The following is a 25131-nucleotide window of genomic DNA, read 5'->3' on the forward strand; positions in this document are numbered from 1 at the left end:
GGAGGCGCGGTCTCGGTATCGGGTACCGGGAGAACGGTGTGCAGCGCGCCGGATGGATCGGTGACGACAACCGTGGGAATTTCCGAGGACGGGAGGTCGGAGGTCGGCGGGCTGGTCTGCTCGGGCTCGGCTGCCGGTTGCGGATTCCACCGCGGAAGGACCGCATCCTCTTCGGGATCGACTGGGAATGCTCCCGATACGGCCTGCTCGACCTGCTCGGTCTGCTCGACCTGCTCGGTATCGAGCCTCGTTCCGTTGATGAGAGCGAAAACGGCCTGGCGGATTTTTGTGCTGGAGCCGGCGTCGAGGACGACCGCCTGCTCGGGAAGGCCTCGGGTCGGTGCAGCGAGGTGGTCGATGTCCTCGTCCGTGATCTTGCGAATGGTCGCGACCGGAGGCGGGGACGGGTCGGTCGGCTCTTGGTCCTCCGTGCGATAGGTGGGCACATTGAGGTGGACCACGCCCGCGCTGCGCATCAAGTCCGGGTCCTCGCCATCGCTGTAGGAGATCTCCATCCAATGCACGACAGGTACGGTGAAGTTTTGTGTGCCGTCGTCGGCGGGGCTGATGATCATATTCGTGGCGCCGGTGTCGAAACCATATGTCGCACCCGCCGAGGAGTGGTACGCGTGGACATAGCTCGGCGTCACGCTGGCAAGGATTTGATTGCTCGGCACATCGAACGGGTTGGTGATCGCCACATTTCCGCCGCCGTTCCAATTCGCCTGCAGCGAGGTGGCGTCGGACTGCGTGCTGCCGGGCAGGTTGATCCCTGCCCGGTTCTGTGTCTGGAATTTGGGCAGCGTCAGGTCATGGCTGACCCCGTCGTTCGGACGGTCCGGGGAAGCGTAGTAACGCTTCGTGACAATCCTGATCGAAATGCTCTCGGTGCCGAATCGGCCGGGCTTTTTGAACCATTGGATGGCACCGCCTTCGAGCGTGAGGTTCGTTTCGTCTACTTCGCCGTCGATCATCTCCGGGAAAGTGGCGTCCAGGTCGGACTGTGCCTTCATCCGCTCGAATGCGGCGATATTGGTTTCGCGGGCGGTCGCGAGTGCCTTCTGTTCGACCAGGTCCAGCACACCCGGGTCATCGTGTTCGCTCGAGAAAAAGCCGGTCTCGGACAGGAACTTTTCGGCACCGGCGAACAAGGGAGCGGTACCGGTGACCCTGAACGGGGTGGTGTCGAGGCTCAGTTGACGCAAATGCAACAGCTTCGGTGACAGGTACCGAATGGGCGGCGGCTTTTTATCCGGGGTTTCCTTCGGTTCCGGAGAGCGGGTTCCGGTCGGTTGCTCGGCCGGAGGTTCCTTCGCGGGCGGAGGCGGCGTCGCGGTCGGCTTCGTGCCCAGCGCTCCCTTCGACGGCACCAGCATGTTGGTCGGGTACGTTCTCCCGTTGGCCAGTGGTGTTCCCGCAGTGGGCCCGAAACGCTTGCCGTCCCGGACCAGAACGAGATGGACGCGCATGCGGGGTGTCGTGTGCAGCATATCGTCGTGCAGACGCAGCGAACGAGAGGTGTGCGCCTTCCTGCCGTAGCTGAGGGAATGACTGGAGTGGTCGGCTACGCCACCTCGGGGGAAAGTGATCTGGCCGCCGCGCCTGGGGTATTTGGTCTCAGGGAAGGAAGGCCCCGCACCGAGGGTTGTGGTGAATGCCGGGTGCGTACCGGACTCGTTGCTGATCGTCGACTTGCCCGTAACGCCCAGCTCGCGGAGTGTATAGACTTCCAGGCCGAATTTCTCATGGGTAGGTCCGGTGAGTTCGGTGCCGCCTTCGAAATCGACCTGCATCAAGAAGAAGCCGAGCGATTTGTTCTCCGAGTCCAGCCAGGAGGGGGAAGGCAGCCACCCGTCCAGCATCAATGGAATATTGCCCAGAATGTTCTCTTCCTTGAAGAAATCCATCAGGTCGCCGAGGGAATTGTCGGAGATGCCTACGAGTCGTTCGCGGAAACCCTGGAATACGTCGATAAGCAGTTCGTCGTGGTTCGGCATGCTGAGTGCCGAGTAGAAAGGGAACTTCGACAACGACGGCGCGGTTTCCTGGGTTTGCTCGGGATGGAAGACCGCCGGAACCGTTTCCAAATTATTGGGATCGACGCGTGGCAGTTCGGTATTGTCGACCAGGAATTTCGGAATCCAGATCAACAGTAGGTCGGGCGCCGCCCCGGCGATATCATGCCACACTTTCGCTGTGCTATCGGTCGGCAGGATATCGTCGATACCCTGATTCAGGCTGAACTGCCATTCCTGTTCGTAGGTATGCGGAATGGTCGGGCCCTTGCTCAACTTCTTGACCGTCGACTCGACCGTCGCGCCGGCCTCGATGCGCGTGGCGTACTGGTTCAGGATGACCGAAGCTTGCGGTGTGCCATCGAGACTGCGCAAGCCCCGTTCGTACATCGGCCATTTCGCACCGTAGGAACCCGAGAGCGATCGCAGATCGTGCTCACTGGCGCTGTTGCTGATCGAGCTCCACCCACGCGCGTAATGCCACAGCACGACCGGCGGACCGTTGCCCGGGGCGTCGCGGTCGCCGACCGGCGGCAGCTGCTCCGCGGCCGGCCGCGCGTTGCGCAGACGCAGGCGGATCGAAACGGGAAAGAGGCGGCCACGGTAGGTCACGCGCAGCGGCAAGCCCGACTTGGTGAGCAGCCGCGACCACTCGCTGCTGATCAGACGGGGGGTGAGTACCCGGCTCAGCTCGGCCCGGAACTTCTTGTCCTCGCCGTTGATTCCGACCACCTGCCGGTACAGCTGCTCGCGCAGCCACTGGGCGGTCGTATCCGGCACCGGGACGATATCGACGATTTCCTTCAGGCCGTCGCGCTGCGAACCCAGATCCCGGACAATGTGATTCACCTGCCCGGTGCTCGCCGAAGTGGTCTGGATCAGCGCCGTGGATGTCGAACTCTGCGCCGCAGGGGCAGATTCGGTGTTTGTGTCGATCTCCGGCGGCGCCGAGAACAACTTGGGCTCTTCGTCAGGATCGACCTTGCCCTGGCCGCCAGAGTGCGCCGGGCCGGCGCGGTTGCCCGAAATCCCTTCCGCCGCTATGTTTCCGGTGCCCGACACGGCCGCGTCTCCGGTGGCACCCGCGCCGAGGTACGGTGTCGGGACGCCGGCATAGCCATCGGGCGCCGACGATTCCGACGGTGCCAGTCGTGACTCGTAGCCGGTCACCTCCGACTCACCGGTTGTGCCCGAAACGTAGCTGGCCCCGTCCGTTTCGTCGGAGTCGTTGTTGTCGTGGTCGGGCGCCGGACTGATGTGTGGTTCGGTGGTGGTTGTCACCGTGGGTCCGATCCGGCCGTGCAGGACGGTGATGTCGGGATCGTCGGGGTGTGCGCTGATGGAGTCGAGAACGAAAGAAGTCCCGCGGGCGCACACAAGCTCGTTCAAGAGCATAGGTGCGTCGTGGCCCAGATACACACCCCGCGTCCCTGGCAGAACGACGAGGTCGAGGTAGAACTCGGGGTCGTCGTGGATATGAACGGGCTCTTCGGTAATCGAGGTCGACATGAAGGCGTCAGCGGACTGAACGACGCCCAGCGCCTCACTCGGATCGCCTCCGTCGAGCCGTTCACCGTCCCGGTCCAGCAGGAAGTCGATATCCTCGACCGCACGCCAGACACGGAACGGTCCGGTCGACGGCAGGGGCTGCCCCGTCGCCTGATCGAGGAGCCTGATGTGCTCGCGAACAGTATCGCTATTGAACGGTTCCTGGAAATAGTGCTGATACAAGTTCACGCACAGGCGATGAAAGTTCGCGTCGTCGCGGATCGTCGTCCAGTAACTATCGGGGTACGGGTGATTCAGCAGCGTGTCGAGCGCGCCCAGTTCCGCTGATTCGTCCTCCGTCCGATCGACAATGGCTCGTAGGTTGTCTCGACGGGCCTGCAAAGCCTCGAAATCGAGAGAATCACCGTCCGTACCCACCGTCATGACCACTGTCTCGATCTTCGCGTGCTGCGCGATCTGGGCAAGGGCTTCGTCACGTTCGGTCTCGGACAACCTCAACAAGTTGTTGACGAAAGAATGTTCCACATAAACCGACAACGCGGCACGTTCCTCCGGCGTCTGCCGGTCAAAAGTACGGAGCTGATGGAACCCGAAACTAGCACCAGCCTCATTGGAATCAAAAACACGAACACCGTCATCGCGGACACGACCTTGAGCATCGGGATCATGAAGTTCCAACGTCTCATGAACCACCCGCGCACGACGAGTCACATTTACCGGACCCGGAACATCCGCCCCCTCCTCACCAGCAACTTCACTGACAAACGAACCCACAGACAAGCGATCAGCATCGCTTTCGCTGGCCTCATCGGCCGACGACATACCCTCGTGGTCGACCGGACTGTCTGCCGACCGAGCGGCGGGCTGGTCGGGTGTCGTGGGTGCGGCAGACGGGCTGGTTGCGGGCGCGGGGTTGTTGTCCGGCGGTAGTTCGGTGGTGTTTCCGAATGCGAAGCGTGTGCCGGTACCGCGGCTGGACAGACGCGAGAATTTGGTCAAATGTGTGGCATCCAGGATGACGGTGCGGTCCGGGCCGTAGGTCAATCCATCGATCGTCTGCGGCACTGCCGGGTTGTCGGCCCACGGATTGCGCAACACGATCTCGATACGGCCGGTGACGGCAGAACGCACATCCACCACGTCATAGGTGTGCATGCCCACCAGCCCTGGATATTTGGTTATGTTCTCCGCGCCCGTGCCGAAGCCGAGAGTGTTCAGCAGAATCTGATCGCCGCGACTGCGCAGGAACCGGACCAGGTCGGAGAAGTGTTGCTGGACAACAGAACTGGTCATGGGTTGCGCGGGATCGTTGATCTGGCGGACATAGGCGAGCACGGCGGTGATCTCGGGCTGCCATTGCGCCTGTTCCTCCGGTTGCAGGTGGTAGCCCAGGAAATTCCGGAAGTGTTCGATGTCGAGTTTTCTGGCGACGTCGGCTCGGTCCCAGACCGGCTCGAGTTGGCCGAGTCGTTGCGCGAACGCGAATACCGTATCCGCATCGGCATTCGCACCGAGCTGTTCCATGATCAGGTCATAGATCGTGTCCACACCGAACCGCATCGGGTGCAGGAAGGTGGCCAGGTCGAGGCCGCGGACGGGTTGATGAGCGGTTCCGGTCGCGTTCAGCTCGTAGGGCGGCAGCAACTGGCCCATCACGTGCGCAGCGAATCCGCCCTTGATCATGGCGTAGTCACCGCCGCGCCAGATCGCGTAGGCCTTTTCGATCAAGGCGGGCCACAACGGGTTACGCGCGTCGTTGGCCGCGTAGATCATCCGGCCCTGTGCGTCGGTGTAGAAGTCTCTGGTGACCCGTACCCACTGTGGTACGCCGAGTGCGGTGAAGAAGCGCACGGCAACGGTGCCGTCGGGATATTCGACGATCATGTCCCTGATGGCTTGCGGGTTGTTCTCGGCGATATCCATCAGCGGCGCGATCAGATAGCAGTCCCCGGCCTGGCCTTGGGTCGCATCGGCGGGCACGGGGCCCGCGCTACCGAAGACAGGACCGGACGCGCGCGCTATCGAGCGCCCGAGCTGTTGTAGCGCCGGCGGGGAAACCCGGGTGTTCCCGTCCAGCAGAAGATCACCCCAGCTGCCGACCCGCAGCGACACCGGCCCGCCGACCGGCGCATGGCGTGCAGCGTTGCTCGGCGACAGCCAGCGCAGTCCGGTGACTTCGACTGCCGGCGTAGTCGGCGTCGTCCAGTGGTAGATGCCGTCGCTCTCGGGGGGAAACACCGTCAGCTCACCGAGCAGGTTCCGGTGCACCGAGTGCCGCGCGGCCGTTGGTTCGTCACCGATCCACACCGTGAGCAGATCCGGGCTCGCTGGATCGACCGTGCCGTGCAGCTCGTCACCAGGCCGGACGCTGAGCAGCTCACCATTCTGATCGACGATGCTCAACCGGCCCGCCGGTGCGGTGATCGATGAGCCCGGCATCGGGGCGATCGGCGACGGATGGGCGGGCGCGCCGAACGGGCGGATCGATACCGTGGCAGTGCCATTGATATCAGGCCGCAGTAACGCGAATGCCTTCTGCGCCAAAGCCGCCCACATCGGCTCACCATCGGTATGCCCGGCATGCATCGGCTCTCCGGACGACTGCGACGTCTCGTGCGGCAGAGTCCGATCGACCCGTACCCACTCCGGCTGACCGTCGATGAAGAACCGCACCGCGACCGTCTGGTCGGGGTACTCATGGAACATTTCCGCCAAGGCCTGCGGGTCCCGCTCGGCCTCCCTGCTCAGGTTGTTCATCAGCACCGCATAGTCCGCCCGGGTCCCCTCCCGAGCATCCGAAGGCACCGGCTGCGAGTTCCGCGTCGCGAACACCGGGCCGGTATGCGGGACCATCGACGCGGCGGGGGCACCCAAACCCAACGCGTGCACAGCGTTCGACGCCAGCGTGACCCGCCAACTGAGGTTCTTGACGGATACCGCACCGTCGGCTTTCGGCTGGATCCCCAATAGCTCGCCTGTACCCACCTCGACGACTGCATTCTCGTGGTAGAACAACAGCTGCGTCCGCTGCTGGTTATCCACGCGCCGTGGCGTGCCCACCCACGTGCCCGCGGGATCCTCAGTCCAGTCCCAGAAGTCGCGTCCGAGTAGTTCGGGATGCACCCGGTATGTCACCTGCGGGTCTGAACTCACCCTGATCTGCGCGTTGTCCCGGCTGATTCTGTCCAGCTCGATACTGTCGCCCGGGCCGACCACCACCGCATCTCGACCATTCCGGGCGATCAGCACCGTGTTCCCGGTGTTTCCGATCATGCCCACCTGCTGCACACCCAGATCCGGCGGCACCGAGAAGGTGAGGGGGCCGGGGCGCGGCTCCTCGGGAGCGGGGTCCTCCGCGTAGTTGCCGGAAAGCGATTCCGCCGCTTCGGTTTCGGTATCGGACACGACTTCGGCCTCGGTGGCACCGGCGCCGAGGTGCTGTGCCGGGGTGCCGACGTAGCCATCGGGCGCCGGCGATTCGGACGGTGCCAGTCGTGACCCGTAGCCGGAAACGTCCGGTGCCGATCGGCCTGCGCCCCCACGTTGCTCCCGCAACCTTTCGATCTCGCCTTGGGCGAGGCCGAGTCCGGAGGGTCCGGCTCGAGGGCTGAGCGGCGGCTGATGGGCGGCGCTGCCGTCGGCGGTGGGGCGGGTTTGTGGTGCGGAAAGAGGTGTGATGAGTGCGAGGAAGGTGTGCTTGTCGAGTTGTCCTTGCCGTGCCAGTTCGTGTGATTCGGCAACCAGCCATGTCTCCTTGCCGACAACGGGCACTCTGTGCTCGAGATAGTTTTTGAAGAGCCGCCGGGACAATTCTGAAACGCTCGCCGCAGTGACACCTGGCCAGGTTTCCCTGAGCTTCACCAAGATATCACCGGGCTCCGTAATATTCGCCGCAAAGAGTTGGAGGGCCACTTGCGATTGGCTGAGTTGCGGGCGAGGCACGCCTTCTGCGCGAGTGACGACAGAGTCAGGTGCGATCAGATTCAAGTCGTACGCAAGTGCAACGAACGCCGGAAAACTTCCTACACTTTTTCTGGTTTCGATATCCAATGCAGCGTAGATTTCCCTGACAGCCCTCTGTACCCACGACGTCCCGATAGCCTTTGTCATTCCCGGCCTCGGTCGATGCTTCGCTATTTCAGCGGGCGTCGAGTAGCCTGCGGCAACGGAATGCAGCACTTCAAATGCGTCGTCGCTCAGTTCGAATGGACGGCGTTCGGGAAGTACGGGTGGTGGTGCGAGGGAACCGATGGCGTTCTGGTCGAGGCGTCCTTTCTGCAGGGCCGTTTTCGCAATCTCGGTACGACGGGCGAAGGGGTGAGCGGTCGCGCCGAGTCCGAGATCGTGGGCGGCGGTAATCAAGATTAGTTCGAGCGCCGCGTAAGTGATATCGAGAGCAGTGACGATTTGTTGATTGTTGTAGCCTGCGCTGACGCGGTGCAGTACGTCCATCTGCATGGTTGTCAAGGTGGTTCGTGGGAGTGCCAGCTCAGCTGCGGCCAGGCGCCGAGACTGCGCCGCGATGGCCGCGGCCTCTGGGTCGGGACCGGCGAAGTAGTCCGCTGCCTCTTCCTGCTCACTGAGGGAAAGTGATTCTGCCGCTTCGATTTCGATCGCGGAGACGCCTACGGACTCGGCTTCGGGGGCATCGTCGCCTAGGTGCTGTACCGGGGCGCCGGCGTCGCCCTCGGGCACCGATGGTTCGGACGGTGCCAGCCGTGACTCGTAGCCGGAAACGTCCGGTGCCGATCGGCCTGCGGCGACACGCTGCGCCCGCAACCGCTCGATTGCTTCGGGCACCAACGCAGGCCCGGCTGCCGCCACGATTTGGTCGGCTACCGCTGCGGTGATCTCCCGGCCCACCGCGACGCCCAAGCGTGCTGCGATATTTTTGACACGCCCCGCAACGGTCGGGCCGGACACGCCTATCAGACGGCCTATGGCCAGGGTGCTGTACCCTGCGGCGTAGTGCTGCACGATCGTTTGTTCTTCAGGGGACAACAGCTCTGGTGGCGCTATCTTCTGTATCTCCACTATGTCTTCGTTGCTCAGCGCACCCGACACCACAGCACGCTTCTTCAGGGCACGGCTGAAATTATTCCAATCATCTACGTCAACATCGATGCCGAACAAATCTCTCAAGCGGAACACAAATGGCCCGCTGCGTCTCATATCTATTTTCAGGACTTCGCTGATATACCCTGGCCAGTAGCCTCTGACCGCGTGACGAAAGATTTTCTTCTGAATATCCGAAAAATAGTTGACCGGGTGCCGTACGCTACGCTTCATGCCCTTGAAAGCGTCGTCGGAACCAACTTTCTCGAGCGCCTGCTCGAGCGAATCGACACCGAGCCGCGCATAGGCGGTCCTCAGCCAATAGTCGTACCTGTCGTCCGTGGCGAGCTTCGCTTGTATCGAGTTATAGCCCGAAGCGGCGTGAACCAGCGCCCGCTGCATCTCAAAGATCAGGCTGCCGAACAAGGCCGGTTCCCGCGCGGGCGTGTGCGAGACGGCGAGAGCGGCACGTTCGACGAATACTTCTGTGATGGCCCGCTGCGGATTCGTCAAATGATCGACGATGAGTCGCCGCGCGTCGTTCTCCGTGAAGACAGGTCCATCGAAGCTGGCGTTCGAGGCGCTCTCCGCACGGTACTGCGGGAACCGGTATTGCGGGAACAGACCACCCCGATCGGTGACCCACACCTCCAGCACTCCGCCATCGCCGTCGACAATAGATATCTCGGTACCAGCAGGGAAGCCGGGCAGCCCTTCCTCCGCCCCGGTCCCGGCGTACTCTACCGCCGCCACAAGCTGATCCAGTTCCGCCCAGCCCAGGCCCTTGCGGACCAAAATTCCGGTTACAGAACGATTCCCGTCATGGACATGGTTTTCCACATAGGCACGGATGCGGGAGACATCGATGGCATCCCTATCACGCGAATCAGCACCGCCGCCACCGCGGTAATAGGCAACAAATTCGCTGCCACCAGGGTAAACGAGCCCGAGCGCGCCCCCTGTCGCATCAGTGATACTGATAATCGAACCCGGCAAATATGTCGGGAGTGCCCCGCCACCGGCAAAAGTCACGTCGAAGTCCAGGTCGGCAAGCAATAAATCGAGATTATCGATTGCCTTGACCGGGCCGACCGAACTGTCGCCGTCTGTAAAGATGTTCGTACCGGGTAGACCGTCCCCTCCACGCCACTCATGATCAGCCGGGCCTATGCCAGCCGGATCATCAGGGCCGAGGCCGAAGAATGCTCTCTCGGTGTTCGACCCGGTCGCCACGTGTGCGGCCCTTCCGGGCGCACCCGCCGAGAGATCGTCCGTTGCGGAAATGAACGGAACACTTGCCGGATCCATGGACGACAGCGCATCCGCGGTCGTGTCCATGGCGGATTCGGGCTGCGCGGATGCGGGTCCGCGGTTGTCGTCGGTTTGGCTGCCCGCGCCGATGTTGACATTGCCGAGGGCGGCGGCGCCGGTGGTGGGGTAGCCGGGGGCGGTGAATGCGATGCCGTGAGCGTCGGTTGTGGGCGGGGCGAAGAATATGGCGGTGAGCGAATGGGCGTCGGCAGGATGGTAGTAGGTCGGGAACTGCTCACGGTCGCTGCTTTCGATCGGCAGGTCGTCCTCGGTCGCCGGGTTGTAAGCCCTGACCTGCACTCCGGCAGCCTTATCGTTAGGACCTACCGATGGGTCTTCGGAACGTACCGGCTTCGTATAGAACACGACGGTGTGCGCGCCGATATTGTGCTCGATGTCGATGCTTGCAACACCGTAGACCACACCAGCGAAGTATCCGGGACCGTAAGCGCGTAGCAAACGGGCGATCTCGATGTAGTAATCGAACTGCTGCAGCCGCCCACCGGCCGCCTCCTCGAAGGCATGAGTGCTCATACCTGCCAAGCCGACCGGTTCCTCGGGCGGGGTGATTCGATGCGCCGAGTTGACGAGATCGCGGTTGAAGGTCCCGACCGCGATGCGCCGCAGCGCCCGTTGCGCGCAATCATTGGCGCGCGGTCCAGGCTCGGCGACGACCGGCCTCGTCCACTCCGACCCGCCACGAGGAGTTTCGGGGACCGCAGCACTACCATCCCCCCACGCCTGCGCCTCAGCCTCACCCGCCGCCAAATCAGTTGCGGCAGCAGCCAAAATCAGACGGACCTTTTCTTCACTGATATGCTCTCTATCGCCCATTTCAATGCCGTAACGGCGAGCGATCCGCCGCACCGTCCTGCCAACAAATTGCCGGGATCCTACATCCCGTGTAGTCCCGCCGTGTAACTCGGATACATCTTTCATCGTCATGGCGGGATTCGCCCGGAGAGTCAGAAGAATAGTTCTTTCTTTTTTCGTGAACAGGGGCGATGGCGCGATTTCCTGTACCGCTGCCAAATCAGCATTGGTCAATGCCCCGCGCGCCACAGCATACTTCTTCAACACCGAACCGAACCGCCGGTCATCGACGTCGACTTCGATACCGAATAGTTTCCTGATAGAGGCGAGATGTGTATTAGCCGTGCTAGTTTCGAAACCCAGGTATTCGCCTATCAGTGCAGGTGAGTAGCCTCGTACTGCCAACCAAAAGGTCTGCCTCTCATCATCTGTCCAAATTTTCGACGGATACTTAACCTCCAACATCATCTTCATAAACTCAGGGGCAGAGCTCACCAGCGCCAACGCTGCCGACAACCTCTCCCCACTAGGAAGCCCTCCGACCCCGAGCCGTCTATACATGCGCTCAACGATTCTAGTTGCAGCTGGGGTGGTTCTCCCCAGAGCTACCAGTGCGCGATGCCAACCGAAACCGGAAGCGAGGTAAGTGAACAACTCCTTCTGATCCTCGTTTAGCCGACCGAAAGGCGACCGATCATTCCCGGCTCCAGCACCCCGCGAGTCCAGAGCCGCAGCACCACCCCGACTTTCGTATGGGCGGCCGGACACAGGGCGATCCACCGACACGCCAGTAATCATTCGCGCCGAATTCGAGATATGGTTGATTACCAAATTCCGCGCCTGCAAGCCCTCGAACACGGGCCCGTCAAGGCTATCCCTGGAAGCAGCAGCAGAATACTGCGGAAACAAACCGCCTGCATCCGTAACCAGCAGCCGCAGAGTCCCACCGTTATTATCGACCAGAGAAATCTCGGTGCCTCCCGGGAATCCAGGCAAACCCGTCCCCACCGAACGCGCACCGGGCAACTGCGAATCCAACGCCCCTACCAGGCGATAATCCTCACCCCGCCCTTGCAACGAACCCGGACCATGCCACACTTTTATCGACGAAACATCAGGCATTGCACCGAAAAAATGTTCCACCCGCCCTCGGGCGCTACCGAAGGTAACGGGTTCCCCCACCCCAGAAACATTACTTCCTTCGACATAAAATATAGTGAAATCGAGGTCACCCGCAACGATGAGCTCCAGCATTCCCGCCTCGCCATGAATACGGACCACACTACCCACCCGCAGCGTCTGCGTCTCACCCGCCTCAACAAGCAGCACATCAATTTCGACCTGAGAGAATAATTGCTCCAAACTGCCGACAGACCGCACACCATCCACCGAGAAATCATCCGCCACGGAAACAACCGCGGCGTCCGTAGGATCCGCGAACACCACACCAACCATATCGTCGACAACGAGATCAGAATCTTGCTCACTCTCGTGGGCAGCTGAAGACAAGCCGGGGTTAGGGAAAGTGTGGGTGTGGTCTTCGACCGTGGTCGTTGTCACTTCGGGAGTATGGGTGTCGCGTGATTGGTCATCGGGCGCCGGAAGCGGCAGTTCCCAGCGCCGCGCCTCCGCCACCAGGTCGGTCAAGCTCGCGCTTGCCGGCAATCGCAACGCGGCACGCATTGCCTTGATGCGGGTCGTGACAGTTAGGGGGGCAATGCCGAGTTCTGTAGCGATCGAATTCAGGCTCCGTAGCGGTTGCTGGTTGAGCCGGAAGAGCACACTCATCTGATCGTCGAAGAATGTGACGCGAGCATCCGAGTCCGGATCGGATCCGTGGTATTCGAAGTCCAGATCACCTCGCTCGGTGTTGGGAGCAAGTATCCCCCAGAGGCGCGCCGCCCGGACCGTATCGAGAGGATTACGGTTATCCCCGACAAGTTGTAGCTTCGTGTAGATGTTGTTTACATACTTGCTGGTTGCTCTTTCCGTGATTTCGGTGTATCTGGCAGATTTCAGTTCGGCCAAGATATCCTTGAAAACCTTTTTCTCCATAGTGGGCTTGCGCCGAGAGAGCCGTTGCAGCAAATCCACCTCATAGTCCAAAAACTGCACAAGCACATCAGATCCGGGATTCTTGAAGGAATATCCATGATCCACATCGCCGGCTTCTGGCTGCCGAGCCAACAACCCCCACTCCCGAGCCGCTCGTACGACCCCGAGCAGATCGAGATGAGACCTTACCCCCAGCTTTTTGGCCATCGACCAAAACCGGGCTGTCATCCAATTCGCGTCAGTGCGCTCGTCACCGGCCGCGCGCAATTCCTCGGCGATATCCCCATGGCTTTTAGGCATCAGGCCGGGCCCGTACCGCGACGCCCGGTAAAGGATATCCATTTCATCGGGCTCGAACGCCACCAGCGAACCGGTCCCCGGATGCCGACCGTAATAGTCCGCGCTCCCGGGCAACAGTTCCAGTTGCGACATCTCCGACCGCGGCCCGACAGTTCCGACCCCTACTGCGCCTACATCGCGCAGAAGGTCCAGCAGCCCTGACTTCGACAACGTCGCGCCAGCCTCATCGATGAACATGCCATCGGAGCCCGCCGATACCACGCGCCAGCCGTGGTCAGTAGGCTCACGCCACGACACCCGTGTTCCAGCCCCGAAGGCATTCGCGTTCAAGGCGAACAAGAACCGAGCCACATCCCACACCTGATAAGCCCCTTGCTCCGGACCAGGCTGCACAACCCGCACCCAACCGCCAGCACCCAACTGCGGTGACGCCGCGCGCAAAGTCTCTCGGAACACCGCAACCTCCACCACCGCGGAATAACTCACCCCGCCGCCACCATCGATGAACTCGAATCGAGTTCCCACCGGGAAATCAACCGCCGAGAACTTGTCTCGAAACACCCCCCGACCCCACACATCGACCCGAACCTGCGCACCGACCTCTCGACGCTTCTCATCCAGCACAGTCCTCAGCCGCACACCAGGATCAACCCGAACGCCCCCCTCTGCTTCCTCGTGGAAGGCGTGGATGCGACCTTCAACCCCAGTCGTGGGTACTTCGCGAGCGTGGATGTCGCGTGATTGGTCACCGGGCGCCGGAAACGGCAGTTCCCAGCGCCGTGCCTCCGCCACCAGGTCGGTCATGCTCGCGCTTGCCGGCAATCGCAACGCGGCACGCATTGTGTCGATGCGGTTCTTGACAGCTTTGCGGCTAATGCCAAGTTCTATAGCGATCGCAGTTCTGTCCAGTGGCGGTTGCCGGTTGAGCCGGACGAGCACACTCATCTGATCATCAAAGAACGAGACGCTAGCACCCGAAACCCGGTCGGATCCGTGGTATTCGAAGTCCAGATCACCTGGCTCGGGGTTGGGAGCAAGTATCCCCCGTCTGCGAGCCGCCCGCACCGCACCGAGAACATTGCGGTTATCCCCGACAAGTTGTAGCTGGTCGGTGATGCGATTGACACGGTGGCCGACTATTTCTTTCGTGAGCTGGGTGCCTTCCGAGGTCAGTTCGGCCAAGATATCTTTGTAACTCTTTCTCTCCATGTTGGGCTTGCGCCGAGAGAACCGTCGCAGCAAATCCACCTCATGGTCCAAAAGCTGCACACCAGAATCCACATCGCCAGGTTCTGGCTGCCGAGCCGACAGCCCCCCACCCGAGAGATCATCCGTGACTCGAACGACCTGAGCGACGTTCGAATCCGCGAACAACACACCATCCATCGCGTCCGTATCGCCAAGACCATCAGTACGCACTTGCTCATCGGGGAGAGCGGATGAATGCGGATCCCCGAACGACAGCGCATCCACGGTCGTGCCCATGGCGGATTCGGGCTGCGCGGATGCGGGTCCGCGGGCGTCCTCGATTTGGCTGCCCGCACCGATGTTGACACCGCCGAGGGCGGCGGCGCCGGTGGTGGGGTAGTCGGGCGGGTCGTTCCCCTCTTCGAGGCCGAGTCGCGGTTCGGGGGCTACCACGACGTGACCGAAGAGTCTGGTGATGCCGTCGACCTGGTCGTAGCTGGTGATCACGTAGACGGTGCCTGCGGCCAGGATGAGTTCGTTCTGCCAGGGGAAGGCGGCGTCGTGGCCGATGTAGGCGCCGTGGGCGCCGGGCATGACCGAGAGGACCAGCAGGTAGGGATCTTCGCCGTTCAAGTCGACGGTCTCGGCGGTGAGGGAGGTCGACATGCATCCGAGGTCAATTTGCTGAGCGTTCGACAGCACGCTCAGATCGGTGCGCTCGCCGAGCGGGTGGCCGTCTCGATCGAGCATGAATTCGATGCCTTGGAGTGAACGGCGGACTTGGATCGGCTCGGTCAGCCGCAGCGGTCGCGCGGTCGCGCGGCGCAGGTCCTCGATCATATGCTCGAGGACCTCGCGTGGGGTCAATTGGTTGTGGAAGTACTCCTCGGCCAGGTGTTCCAGTGAGCGATAGTGACGGCCGTCGAATTGGATCTCCTCCCACAGGTCGTCCGGATCGTCACTGCTCAGAATGCTGTTGAGCACCTGCATTTCCCGGGCCTCCGCCGCGTTGTGAATGCCCCTGGCCTGCACGCTGTAGAAGCGATCGCTGAGTGTCGCGGTGTCTGCTTCAGGGCCATTGGTCTCGGCCACGACATTTTCGAGTGCGGCATTGTGCTCGATCTGCGTGAACCAGCTGGATCGTTCGTTTGGATCAGGGTAGAACCGCATCGCGAAGTTGACGATGACCGAGTCCTCGTACGCGAAAAGCGATTGATGTTGGCTGTCGGACAGCTCATCCCAATTGCGCAACTGGTGGAAGCCGAAGCTCGCTCCTGCGGCGTCGGTGTCGAACACGCGCACACCGTTGACGAGCCGGCCCTGATTCTCGGCGTCGTGGTTCGGGGCGTAGGTGTCGTCCTCCATCGCGTCCTCGGCCTCTGGGGTGCTGAGGCCGAGTTGTTTGCCTGGTCTGCCGGGGCGGGGCGTGGTGTGTGTGGTGGGTGGGATGGGTTGGTTGTCGGGGGTGAAGTAGATGGCTCGGATGTGCGAGAGTTCGCGGAGGGGTACGGGTGGGTAGGGGTGGTAGCGCCGTCGTGCTCGGTCGGCTACCTGGATGGTGCCGTGGACGTTTCGCAGGACGTAGACGTGTCCGCCGATGCCGTGGCCATCGGGCTCGCCTGCATAGTTGTCGACGACGATTGCTTTGTGTCCGTGGCCGAGTCGGAGGAGTCGGTCGCGGATTTCGTCGTGGTCTCGTTGGGGTTGCAGTTGTGCTCCGGCGTGGTGTTCGAGTTCGGCGTCGCTGCGTCCGGCCAGAGTTGCTGGTGTGTCGGGGATCGTGACGGGGGTATCGGTGGTGTCGCCGTCGCTGAGGGTTTCGACGCACGCGAGGCGGACGCAGTCGTTGCTTCCGTCCGCGGCGGTTGCGCCTTGGATGAGGCCGAGTCCGGAGGGTCCGGCTCGAGGGCTGAGCGGTGGCTGGTAGGCGGTGCTGCCGTCGGTGGTGGGGCGGGTTTGTGGTGCGGAAAAAGGTGTGATGAGTGCGAGGAAGGTGTGCTTGTCGAGTTGACCTCGCCGTGCCTGTTCATGTAATTCGGCGACCAGCCATTTTTCCTTGCCGACAACGGGTGCGGTGTGCTCGGGAAGGAGTTCGAAGAGCTGCCGTGCTAGGTATGAAACCCAATTCTGAGAGGCTTTTGGCCAGATTTCCTTGAGATTGACCCAGATATGAAGAGGCTCCGTAATATCAGCCGCAACGAGCTGGAGGGTCACTTGAGATTGGGTGAGTTGCGGGCGAGGTATGTACTCTGCGCGCGCGGCGACAGCGTCAGGTGTGAGCAGATCCAAGTCGTACGCGAGTGCAACGACAGCCGAAAAGTCGCTGATACCCCTTCCGGCGGCGATACCTAATTTGGTGTAGATTCTTTGGGTAGCAACCGCTGCCCAGGATCCTCCAGTAGGGATATCATTTCCCGGCCTCGGTCGATGCTTCGCTATGTCAGAGGGTGTCAAGAAACCTGCGGCAATGGAATGTATTACTTCAACCGCATCATCGCCCAGTTTGACTGGACGGCGTTCGGGCAGTGTGGGTGGCGCGAGAGAATTGATGGCGTTTTGGTCGAGTCGGCCTTTCTGCAGGGCTGTATTCGCTATGTCGGTACGGCGGGCGAAGGGGTGTGTAGTCGCGCCGAGTCCGAGATCGTGGGCGGCGGTAATCAAGACTAGTTCGAGCGCCGCGTAAGTGAGATTGAGATCAGTGACGATTTGTTGATTTTTGTAGCGTGCAATGACGCGGTGTAGCACATCCTTCTGCGTGGTTGTCAAGGTGGTTCGTGGGAGTGCCTCCGGGCCCAGCTCGGCGGCGGCCGGGAGCTGAACCTGCGCTGCCGTGGCTGCGGCCCCTCGGAATTCGGTGCGGGCGAAGGTTTGTGATCCGGTGGCGTGCTGGAGTTGAATTTCAGGAGTGGTGTGTGTAGCAGGGCCGGAGGTGTCGGGATGTGGGCGGTGTTCGACGATCGAGGTAACGGTGTGGTAGCCGATGTGGTGGCGGAGGAATGTGAGGATGTCGTTGCCGTTGACGGGTGGCCCCGGGAGGACGTTGTCGGGGTCTTGGTCGCTGCGGTACTGGGGGGCGAATGTGTTGTCGTTGTTGATGTTCAGCCGAAGTCGTCCGTGGCTGTCGATGATGTCGATGCGGGTGCCGGGCAGGTAGGTGCGGAATGCTCCCGTTTGCTGGGCGTGGATGTGGCGGGTGAGTGCGTCGAAGAATTCCTCGGTATGGCGGTAGACCCGGGCGTCGTCCACCGAGGTGTCTGTTTTTTCGAGACCGAGGCTCAGTCGACCCTTGTCGGTCGTCGGGGGCGGCAACCCGAATTTCCGTGCCACCCGGCGCAACTCGGCGACACCGGCACTTTCCGCCACATTAAATTCGGCGAACAAGGCCGTGATGCGCTTGTCGACGGTTGGGCGGGATATGCCGAGTTCTGTTTCTATCGTTGGCGCATCGCGCGGTCGCGGTCGTACAAGCCGGATGAGCAAACTCATGTAATCATCGGTGAGAGACACACGGGCCTTCGTTACCGGGTCGAATCCTTGATGCTCGAAATCTAGATCACCTGGCACAGGCAGGGGTGACAGAATTCCCCACGCACGGGCCGCTCGAACCGCGCCGACAATGTTACGGTCGTCGCCGACAAGCCGTAATGTATCGTAAAGTTGCACGAGGCGCCCTTTGAGCGCCAAAACTGTGTTGGCTCGTAGGTAGCCGATCGATTCGAGTTCAGCGATGATATCGGTTGCCTGTTTTCGCTGCATGTTCGGTTTGCGCTGTGCATATCGCTGCAGAAGATCCACCTGAGCGAGCGAGAACTGGACCGGCTCGCCAGATGGATTCCAGCCGAAAAGTTTGTAATCCACGTCGCCGAACTCCGGCTGCCTAGCCGTCAAACCCCATAGGCGAGCTGCTCGTGCCAATTCGATCAGGCTACGGTCGAGCGTCCACAACCTGTCACACAGCGAGTTGATCCGCTGTTGCACCTTCTTTCCATCCGCATGCGAGTCACCGGCTGCGCGCAATTCTTTGGCAATATCCTTGCGGTCTTTCGGCCCTTGGCCGGGGCCGAGTCGCGAAATCCGGGTCAGCAGGTCCATCTCGCTCGGAGTGAACAAAGCTGGTTTACCGGTGTTCGGTTCTCGGCCGAAATATACATAGCCCGTATTCCTTGACGAGGTGCTCGTCCGCGCCGACCCGGATTGGGTCGTCACCACTTCTACTGCCCCCACACCCCGCAGTCGTTCCGACAATTCCGGCACCGACACGGTCGAACCATTCGCAGGGACAGCGAATCCGCCGTCAGGGCGCAACACCGCCGACGCCACTTGCTCGCCGTTCTCCGAGGGCTCGCGCCACGACACCTGCGTACCCGCACCGAGGTCCCCCTCATCCAGCGCGAACAGGAATCGAGCCGTCTCCCACACGTGGTGTGTGCCTGGCTCCGGGCTGGGCTGTACGACTCGGACTACACTGCCGCGGCCCAGTTCTGGCAATCCGGAACGCAAGCCTTCGCGGAAGGCTTCGGCGCCGACCACCACATGTCCGCCCGTATTCTCGACATCGCCGGCACCGATCAGCCGCACCTGCGTGCCATCTGCCGAAGGTTCTACCGACGCCACGTAATCGACTCCGCCGGCACCGTCGATGAATTCGAATTGTGTCCCCACCGGGAAGTCGACCGTGGAGAACTTGTCCCGGAACGTGCTCCAATCGAACACATCGACCGGAGCCTCCGGTCCCACCTCCGAAACCTTCTCGGCCACGAGGTTTTCGAGGAGCGCGTTGGGATCGACCCGGTTGTCGTCGGGGCCGAGGCCGAGCCGCGGCTCGGCGTCTTCGAACGTCTCGACGAAGCCCGGATAGCGATCGTTGCCCTCGGAATGACGGATCGCTCGCCCCTCGGAGGGCGCCGCCGAGTACGAGTCAGCCGCATCGAAGATCTTGTCCGGGCCGACCTGCGGCGCGAACTTCGCCGTGGTACGCCCCGACGCGTCGGATCGGTTGGGCGACAGGGTATCCGCCGAGCCGTCCAACCGCGGCGGCAGTGACGGTGCCCCCGGAGTGCGCTTCGGCGTGCTGTCGGCCTGCCGATCCGGATCATCGTGCGTATCCGTGTCCTGGCGGCTGTCGGCAGCATCTTGCGGCGGTGTGACGGCTTCCACGTCGGGCGTTTGCACCGCGGGCGGTGGGGTGGTGAAGTCCATGCCCGGCGGGACATGCCCGGTGTCGAGCACCGGGGGCGCGTTGGCTCGGTAGCCGCCATGCCGCCCGGACGAGAGCAGTTGTTGCTCTGCCGCACGTTCGACAGCGGGAGCCGTCTGCTCGCGTAGGGTCTGTACGGCTTGCCGTACGGCTTGATCGGTTTCGTCGAGGCGGGCGCGGGTCTCGGGGGTGTCGTCGGCCCGATGATCGGCAATCGCCTGTTCGTGTTCCTCGACCGCTCGGTGGAATCGGATGACCTGTTCGCGCACACCGTGATCGGCCACCGCACCGTAATAGTCTTCCTCGGACAAGAACCGCTGGAAGGTGCCGGGGAAGCCGCCGTTCTCGTGGTCTTCGCCGACGCCGCCGCGCTGTGCACGGCCGCGGATCTGAATGTGGTTGCGTTCTCCGTAGGCCGGGCCGCCGCTGGATTTGACTGCGGTGCCACCGATTTCGACCGATTCCGGGGTGGGTTTCGGGCTCGCGCCGCGTCCGTCGGCCTTGTGCCCGATGTGCAAACTGCCGGGTGCGCCCCATTGCTTGGTTTGCTCGTTCGCGAGTACTTCGGCCTTGACGCCATTGCCGTGGAGTTCGTACCACCGCGCGTCGCGCATGGTGTAGTCGAGTTTGATCTTCTCGGCCACCGGCAGTCCGGCGGCCGCAGCCTCGGCGTGGATCTCTTCTTCGGTGATCCTGTTGATCCAGTCGGCGACTCCGTATTCTTCGGGGTTCTTGTCTTTCCAAGAGTTCAGGGGAATTTCCTCGACGACGCGTCCGTCGTCACCGCGCACGATGCGCACATCATCGCCGGCGATATCGCGGTTGTCGGTCATCACCACCCAGTGCGGGCGCCCGCGTTGCTTCGCGCCGACGACCGTACCGTCCTTGACGATGAGCTCGATCTTGCCGTCGGGCCTGACCAGGTCGTCGAAGATCGACAGCCCCATAGCCTCGAGTTTTCCCTCGCGAGTCTTGAATTCCGCGTCGGGGACATCTTCGATCTTGTCTCTGTAGAAGTTCGGAATCTCGGGTACCGGACCGATGCCGTGGCGGTCGTATAGTGCGTTCTCCACCTGCTTCAACGTCCCCGACACTCCCGATGGTGAGTGCAGGTAGCTGCTGCCGATGAGTTGGTCAAAACTCATGTACAGCGTGCCTTCGGGGTGATTGGCTCGTACCGGCACCCCGGCCAGGACGTCGAGGTACTGCCCGACGCCTTGAAGGCGGTTCTCGCGGACGTTGGCGCTGCCTTTGGTGCGGTCGACCATCAGTTTGTCGTTGGTGTCGGCGGCGAGCAGACCGGTGCGGCCTGGATCGCTGGAATTGTCGGGGTCGAACGATTTGATCCAGTCGGTGTTGCGTCGCTTGCCCCAAAGCGCAAGTGCCGCCTTCTTATACGACTCGGCCTGCTGGGGTGTCACCGGTTCGCCGGGGACACGATTGAGTTTCTCGATCGCGGTCTCGCTCAGCTCCGCACGCCACATTCCCCTGGTGAACTCCGGTCTGCCGAAGTCCTTGGCCGTCAAACCGTGCAGCTTCTCCGCCGCCAGGACCCGATACATCTCCTGCTCGATCCTGCGCGCTTCCGCCGGCAACTCGTCGTGCTGCCCACCGGGGGTGAGCACCCCCTCCTGCCCGTCGAACATCGCGGCGTCGAACTCGTCGCCGGTGTAGGGCCCCTTCGGAAACGGCTCGAACTTCTCGCCGATCTTGTATTTGTCCAGCACCGCGTCCAGCCGCTGCTTCATCTCGTCCAGCTTCGGGCGCTCGTTGTTGAGCCAATCCCGCAGCTCGTTCACCTCTTTCACCGGCGCGCCCGCCGCGCCGATCCGATCCAGTACCGCCTGAGCCTTCCGCAATGCCGCGAATACGAAGTCCTCTTTGGTCCCGATGATCACACCGCCGGTGGGCATCGGCCCCTCATCGGTCATCCGCGACACCGAGATCTGCAGGTCCCCGTACCGAGAGTTGGCGAACGCCTTGACCAGATCCACCATCGAGGACACCAGGTTGTCGCTACTCGTGGTCCCGTAGGCGGTGCCCTGCTCGACGGCGTCGGTGAACAACCGCATCGCCATCAGCATCTCTTTGCCCTGACCGGTACCCAGATTGCCGACGCGCAGCAGATACCCCAGCATCTGATTCTCCCGCGGCTCGAAGCCCTCGGGATGCGTCATCTTCACGAACGCACGCAGGTGCGCCAGCCGTTCCTCGGGCGTGCCTTCGGCGATCACCTTGCGCAGTTGCTCACCCGACAGCGGCACCGTCACCGGATCGTCCGGGCGTCCCTTGGACAACAGCTGGTGGTCGTAGGCCGAAATCGCATCCAGCACATCGCGGGCCGCGGCCATCTGCTTGCGCACGATCGCCTCGAACGCCGGACCTCGTTCGGCCAGCCCGCCATCGAACGCCGCCTTGTCCGCTAGTCCGGCGTTACGCAGCACCACCGTCCGGTCGCCGATGGCCTGCAGACCGACCTCCGAAAGGTGATCGCGCGCAGCCTGATACGAAGCGGTACTGTCCGCCAACTGTTGTTTCAGTTCCGCCAAGGACGAATCGGCCCGCGCGGCCGAGTCCTTGCTGTCGAACTCGTCCTGCAGCGAGCGCGCCCGAGTCCTGACGTCGGCCTCGAACTGGCGCGGATCACCGATCACCTTCCCGGTCCGGACACCCTCGCCCGACCCCGACTGCAGCCAGTTCAGCAATCTCGTTGCCACGCTCGACTTTTCGTTGGGGTCCAACGCCCACCGCTCTGCCCGGGCGTCGTTCAGCGCGGCATTGTGCTTCGCGGCGGCACGCAGCAACGCTTCCCGCTCGACCAGCTCGGTGCGCAATCCTTGGGTGCGCGCTTCGATGTCGTTTCGCAGCCAGGACAGGCGTTGCGCGCGTGGTTCGGACGCGCGGGCTTCGGCGTTGTATTCCCGCCGGGCCTGCACCAACCCCTGATTCGCCTCGCGAACCCGGTTGTGCGCCTCCGTGATGCTCTTGACCAGTTCGCCGTCCGCGCGCGCCTCGTGGTTGGCCGCCGCGGCGTTGTATTCGTCGCGGCTGTTCTCCCACCGCTGCCGCGCGTCGCGGAAGCTGTCTTGCGCCTCCTGCAGCCGACGCGCGGTGTCGGTGTGTACGGTGTCGGCTTCCCGGTCCGCGGTCAGGATGGCCTGGTCGGCCTCGGCCTGCAACTGCGCGTACCGCTCGTCGACCGCCCGATCGATCGCGGCATCGTGTGCCGTGCGCGCTTGCTCCAGCTGTGTCGCGGCGTCGTCATGCATTTCGCGCAGCGCGAGCGCGGACGCGCCTTCCTTCGGCGACTGGTCGTGCTCTACCAGGCGGCGAGTGTCCTCGAACTCCGCCTCGGCGGTCTTCAGTCGCTCCCTGGTCGCGGTCACGTCGCGGTGGTCCTGGACCTCGTCGCTGTCCCGCAAGCGGTTTCGCAATTCCGTCACCCGGGTGTCCGTCGGCTCTTCGGCCGCTCGTCGTCCGGGTTGTTCCGGAAGCGCTGGAGTGTCCGGGTTTTCGGTCAGGTGCGCCCGGGGCCGCCGAATCGACTGGTCGCCGGTTTCGTCCTGGCCGTTCTTGCGCTCCGGCCCGGTGGTTTCCGGATGTGGACCGCTGTCGTCGCCGGATTTCGACCGAGCGAGACCGTCCGGGCTGGATCCATCGTGCGCTGCCAGGTTTTCGGACCGCGCAGCCGGGGGAGTGGGGGGGCGCTCCGGCGAGGCCGCCCGTGACGACGAGCCCGACACCGACTGATCTTCTCGCCCAGTCACTGTGCGCGGTCCTGGCGGCCCGGACTCGTTGGGCCCCGCGGAGATACGGGTCTGTGACCCGCCGCCCACCGACGAGGAAGTACTCGGCGCCGCCGAGCGGCCGCGTGCCTCGGGATCGGGCGTGCCCGACCGCGACGGTGTTTCGCTGCCGCTTCGACTCTCGCCGCCTGACGCTCCCGTCACGGGACGGACGTCGCGCAGATTCGTCGAGCTACCGGTGTCGGTCGCCGAGATCCTCGACGCTTGATCCGAGACCGTCCGCGCGTCCGGGCCTGCCGAGAGCTGCGCCGATTCGCGACTCGAGTTCCCGGAAACGGATGCACCCGAAAGGCTCTCGGGTCCAGCCGAAATCTTCTCCTGCGGCAGCCCATCGGTCCGGAGGTTGTGCATACCCTGCGGTTCCGGTGAAGACGCGCGCGATACCGGACCGGAGGCCGATTCCGACGCGCCGTCGAACGTATGGGCAGTCCGCGGCGCCGCGTCGCTGCCCTTGGCATCCGAGAACGATGTCATCGAGGTGTGCGAGGATCCGCCCGACACAGACGTCGCGCGCGACACAGACCCGTCGCTGGCACTCGAACTGATCGAGTCCGTGCGCGGCCGTAGCACGCTTGCCGCAGAAATGCTGCCGGTGCGCACAGAAGCCGATCGAGTCGACCCGTTGGCGTTGCCGTTGGCGCCGCGGTTGCCGTTGCCGTTGGTATTCGCGCTGCCATTTCCGTTGCCGTGCACCGATGCGGCACGCGAATTGCCTTCCGCACCTACGGATCCCGAGGTCGTGGACCGGCCGTTGCCGTTGCCCGTGTCGCCCGTGTGCGACATCGCCCGGGTCTGCTGCCCGTTGTCCGTGCGGTCGCCGGAACCGCGCGGCGCGCCTGCGCCCCCGCCGTCCTTCTCCGACGCCGAGTAAATGGAGCTACCGTCGGAAAGCGACAGGTCGGATTTGGCGGTCACTGCCTTGACGTTCACCATCGCCCCGGCCCGCGCATGACCGATCGAACCGTGCAGACCACCGAGGATGCCACCACCCACCGCGCCGGCGAGCATGGCCGGGTCGAATTCCCACTCTCCGGTGAGCGCGCCACCGGTGACGAAACCCGCACCCGCGCCGACCAATCCACCAGGGATACCGGCGCCGATCGCGATGCCACCGGACTTCCACCACGTCATCGATTCCTTGCCGACCCAGTTGGCCAGCCCTTTACCGATGATGCTGGCGACCGGCGCCGCTACCGCACCGGACACCGCACCCACGGCGCCCGCGACGAAAATCCGCTTCAGGTCGAAGTCGTCGATGTGCCCCTTGCTCTTCTGGATTGCCTCCACCGCGAACTCGGTGCCCAGGCCGATCACACCCTGCACCCCGCCGCTGATGGCGGCCAGCTTCCACATCGGCATCGCCGCGATCTTGGCGGCATGGTTGACCAGGAATTCCAGCCGGGTGGCCAGCGTGCGACCGATCACCGCCATGATCCCGGCGGTCTCGGCTTGCAGGGCCGGGATCACCACCGCACCGAACCAGGTGGTCAGCGCGTACGCGATCTCGGCGGCCAGGATCGCCAGGGTGATGATGACCTGCAACTTGGTGTGCTCGATCTCGGCGCCCATCGCGCGGCACGACTTGCCGACCTGGCGCATCGTGTCGATGAGCTTCGGGATCGACTGTTCTCCGGTGAAGAATTGGTCGAACTGGCTTTTCATCTTGTCCGCGCCGTCGCCGGAATAACTGGCGGTCGCGGTGTCGCACGCGGAGCGCAAGAGGTCGAGGGCGGCGTCGAGGGTGTCCGCCGCCGACTTGTAGTCGTCGTTGAGCGCGAACATCTTGTCCTCGTCGCCTTCCGGCCACGCGGCACCCGCCAGGTAGCTGAGCCATTGCAGCTCAGCCGGCATCTCGATGCTCATCGATCAGCGCTTTCGGCGC

1 protein-coding gene (cut by a window edge) is annotated in these 25131 nt (G+C 62.9%); it reads right to left on the minus strand.

The genetic code is table 11. The features are described 5' to 3' along the window. Window positions 1-25112, minus strand: partial view of an ADP-ribosyltransferase gene (locus O3I_RS20410; protein ID WP_041562737.1) — the 5' portion only. The gene continues 22426 nt to the left of window position 1, outside the view; only the first 25112 of its 47538 coding nucleotides appear in the window; its start codon is at window positions 25110-25112; the stop codon falls past the left edge of the window. Window positions 25113-25131: the final 19 nt, after the last annotated feature.

The organism is Nocardia brasiliensis ATCC 700358, assembly GCF_000250675.2.
Taxonomy (GTDB): domain Bacteria; phylum Actinomycetota; class Actinomycetes; order Mycobacteriales; family Mycobacteriaceae; genus Nocardia; species Nocardia brasiliensis_B.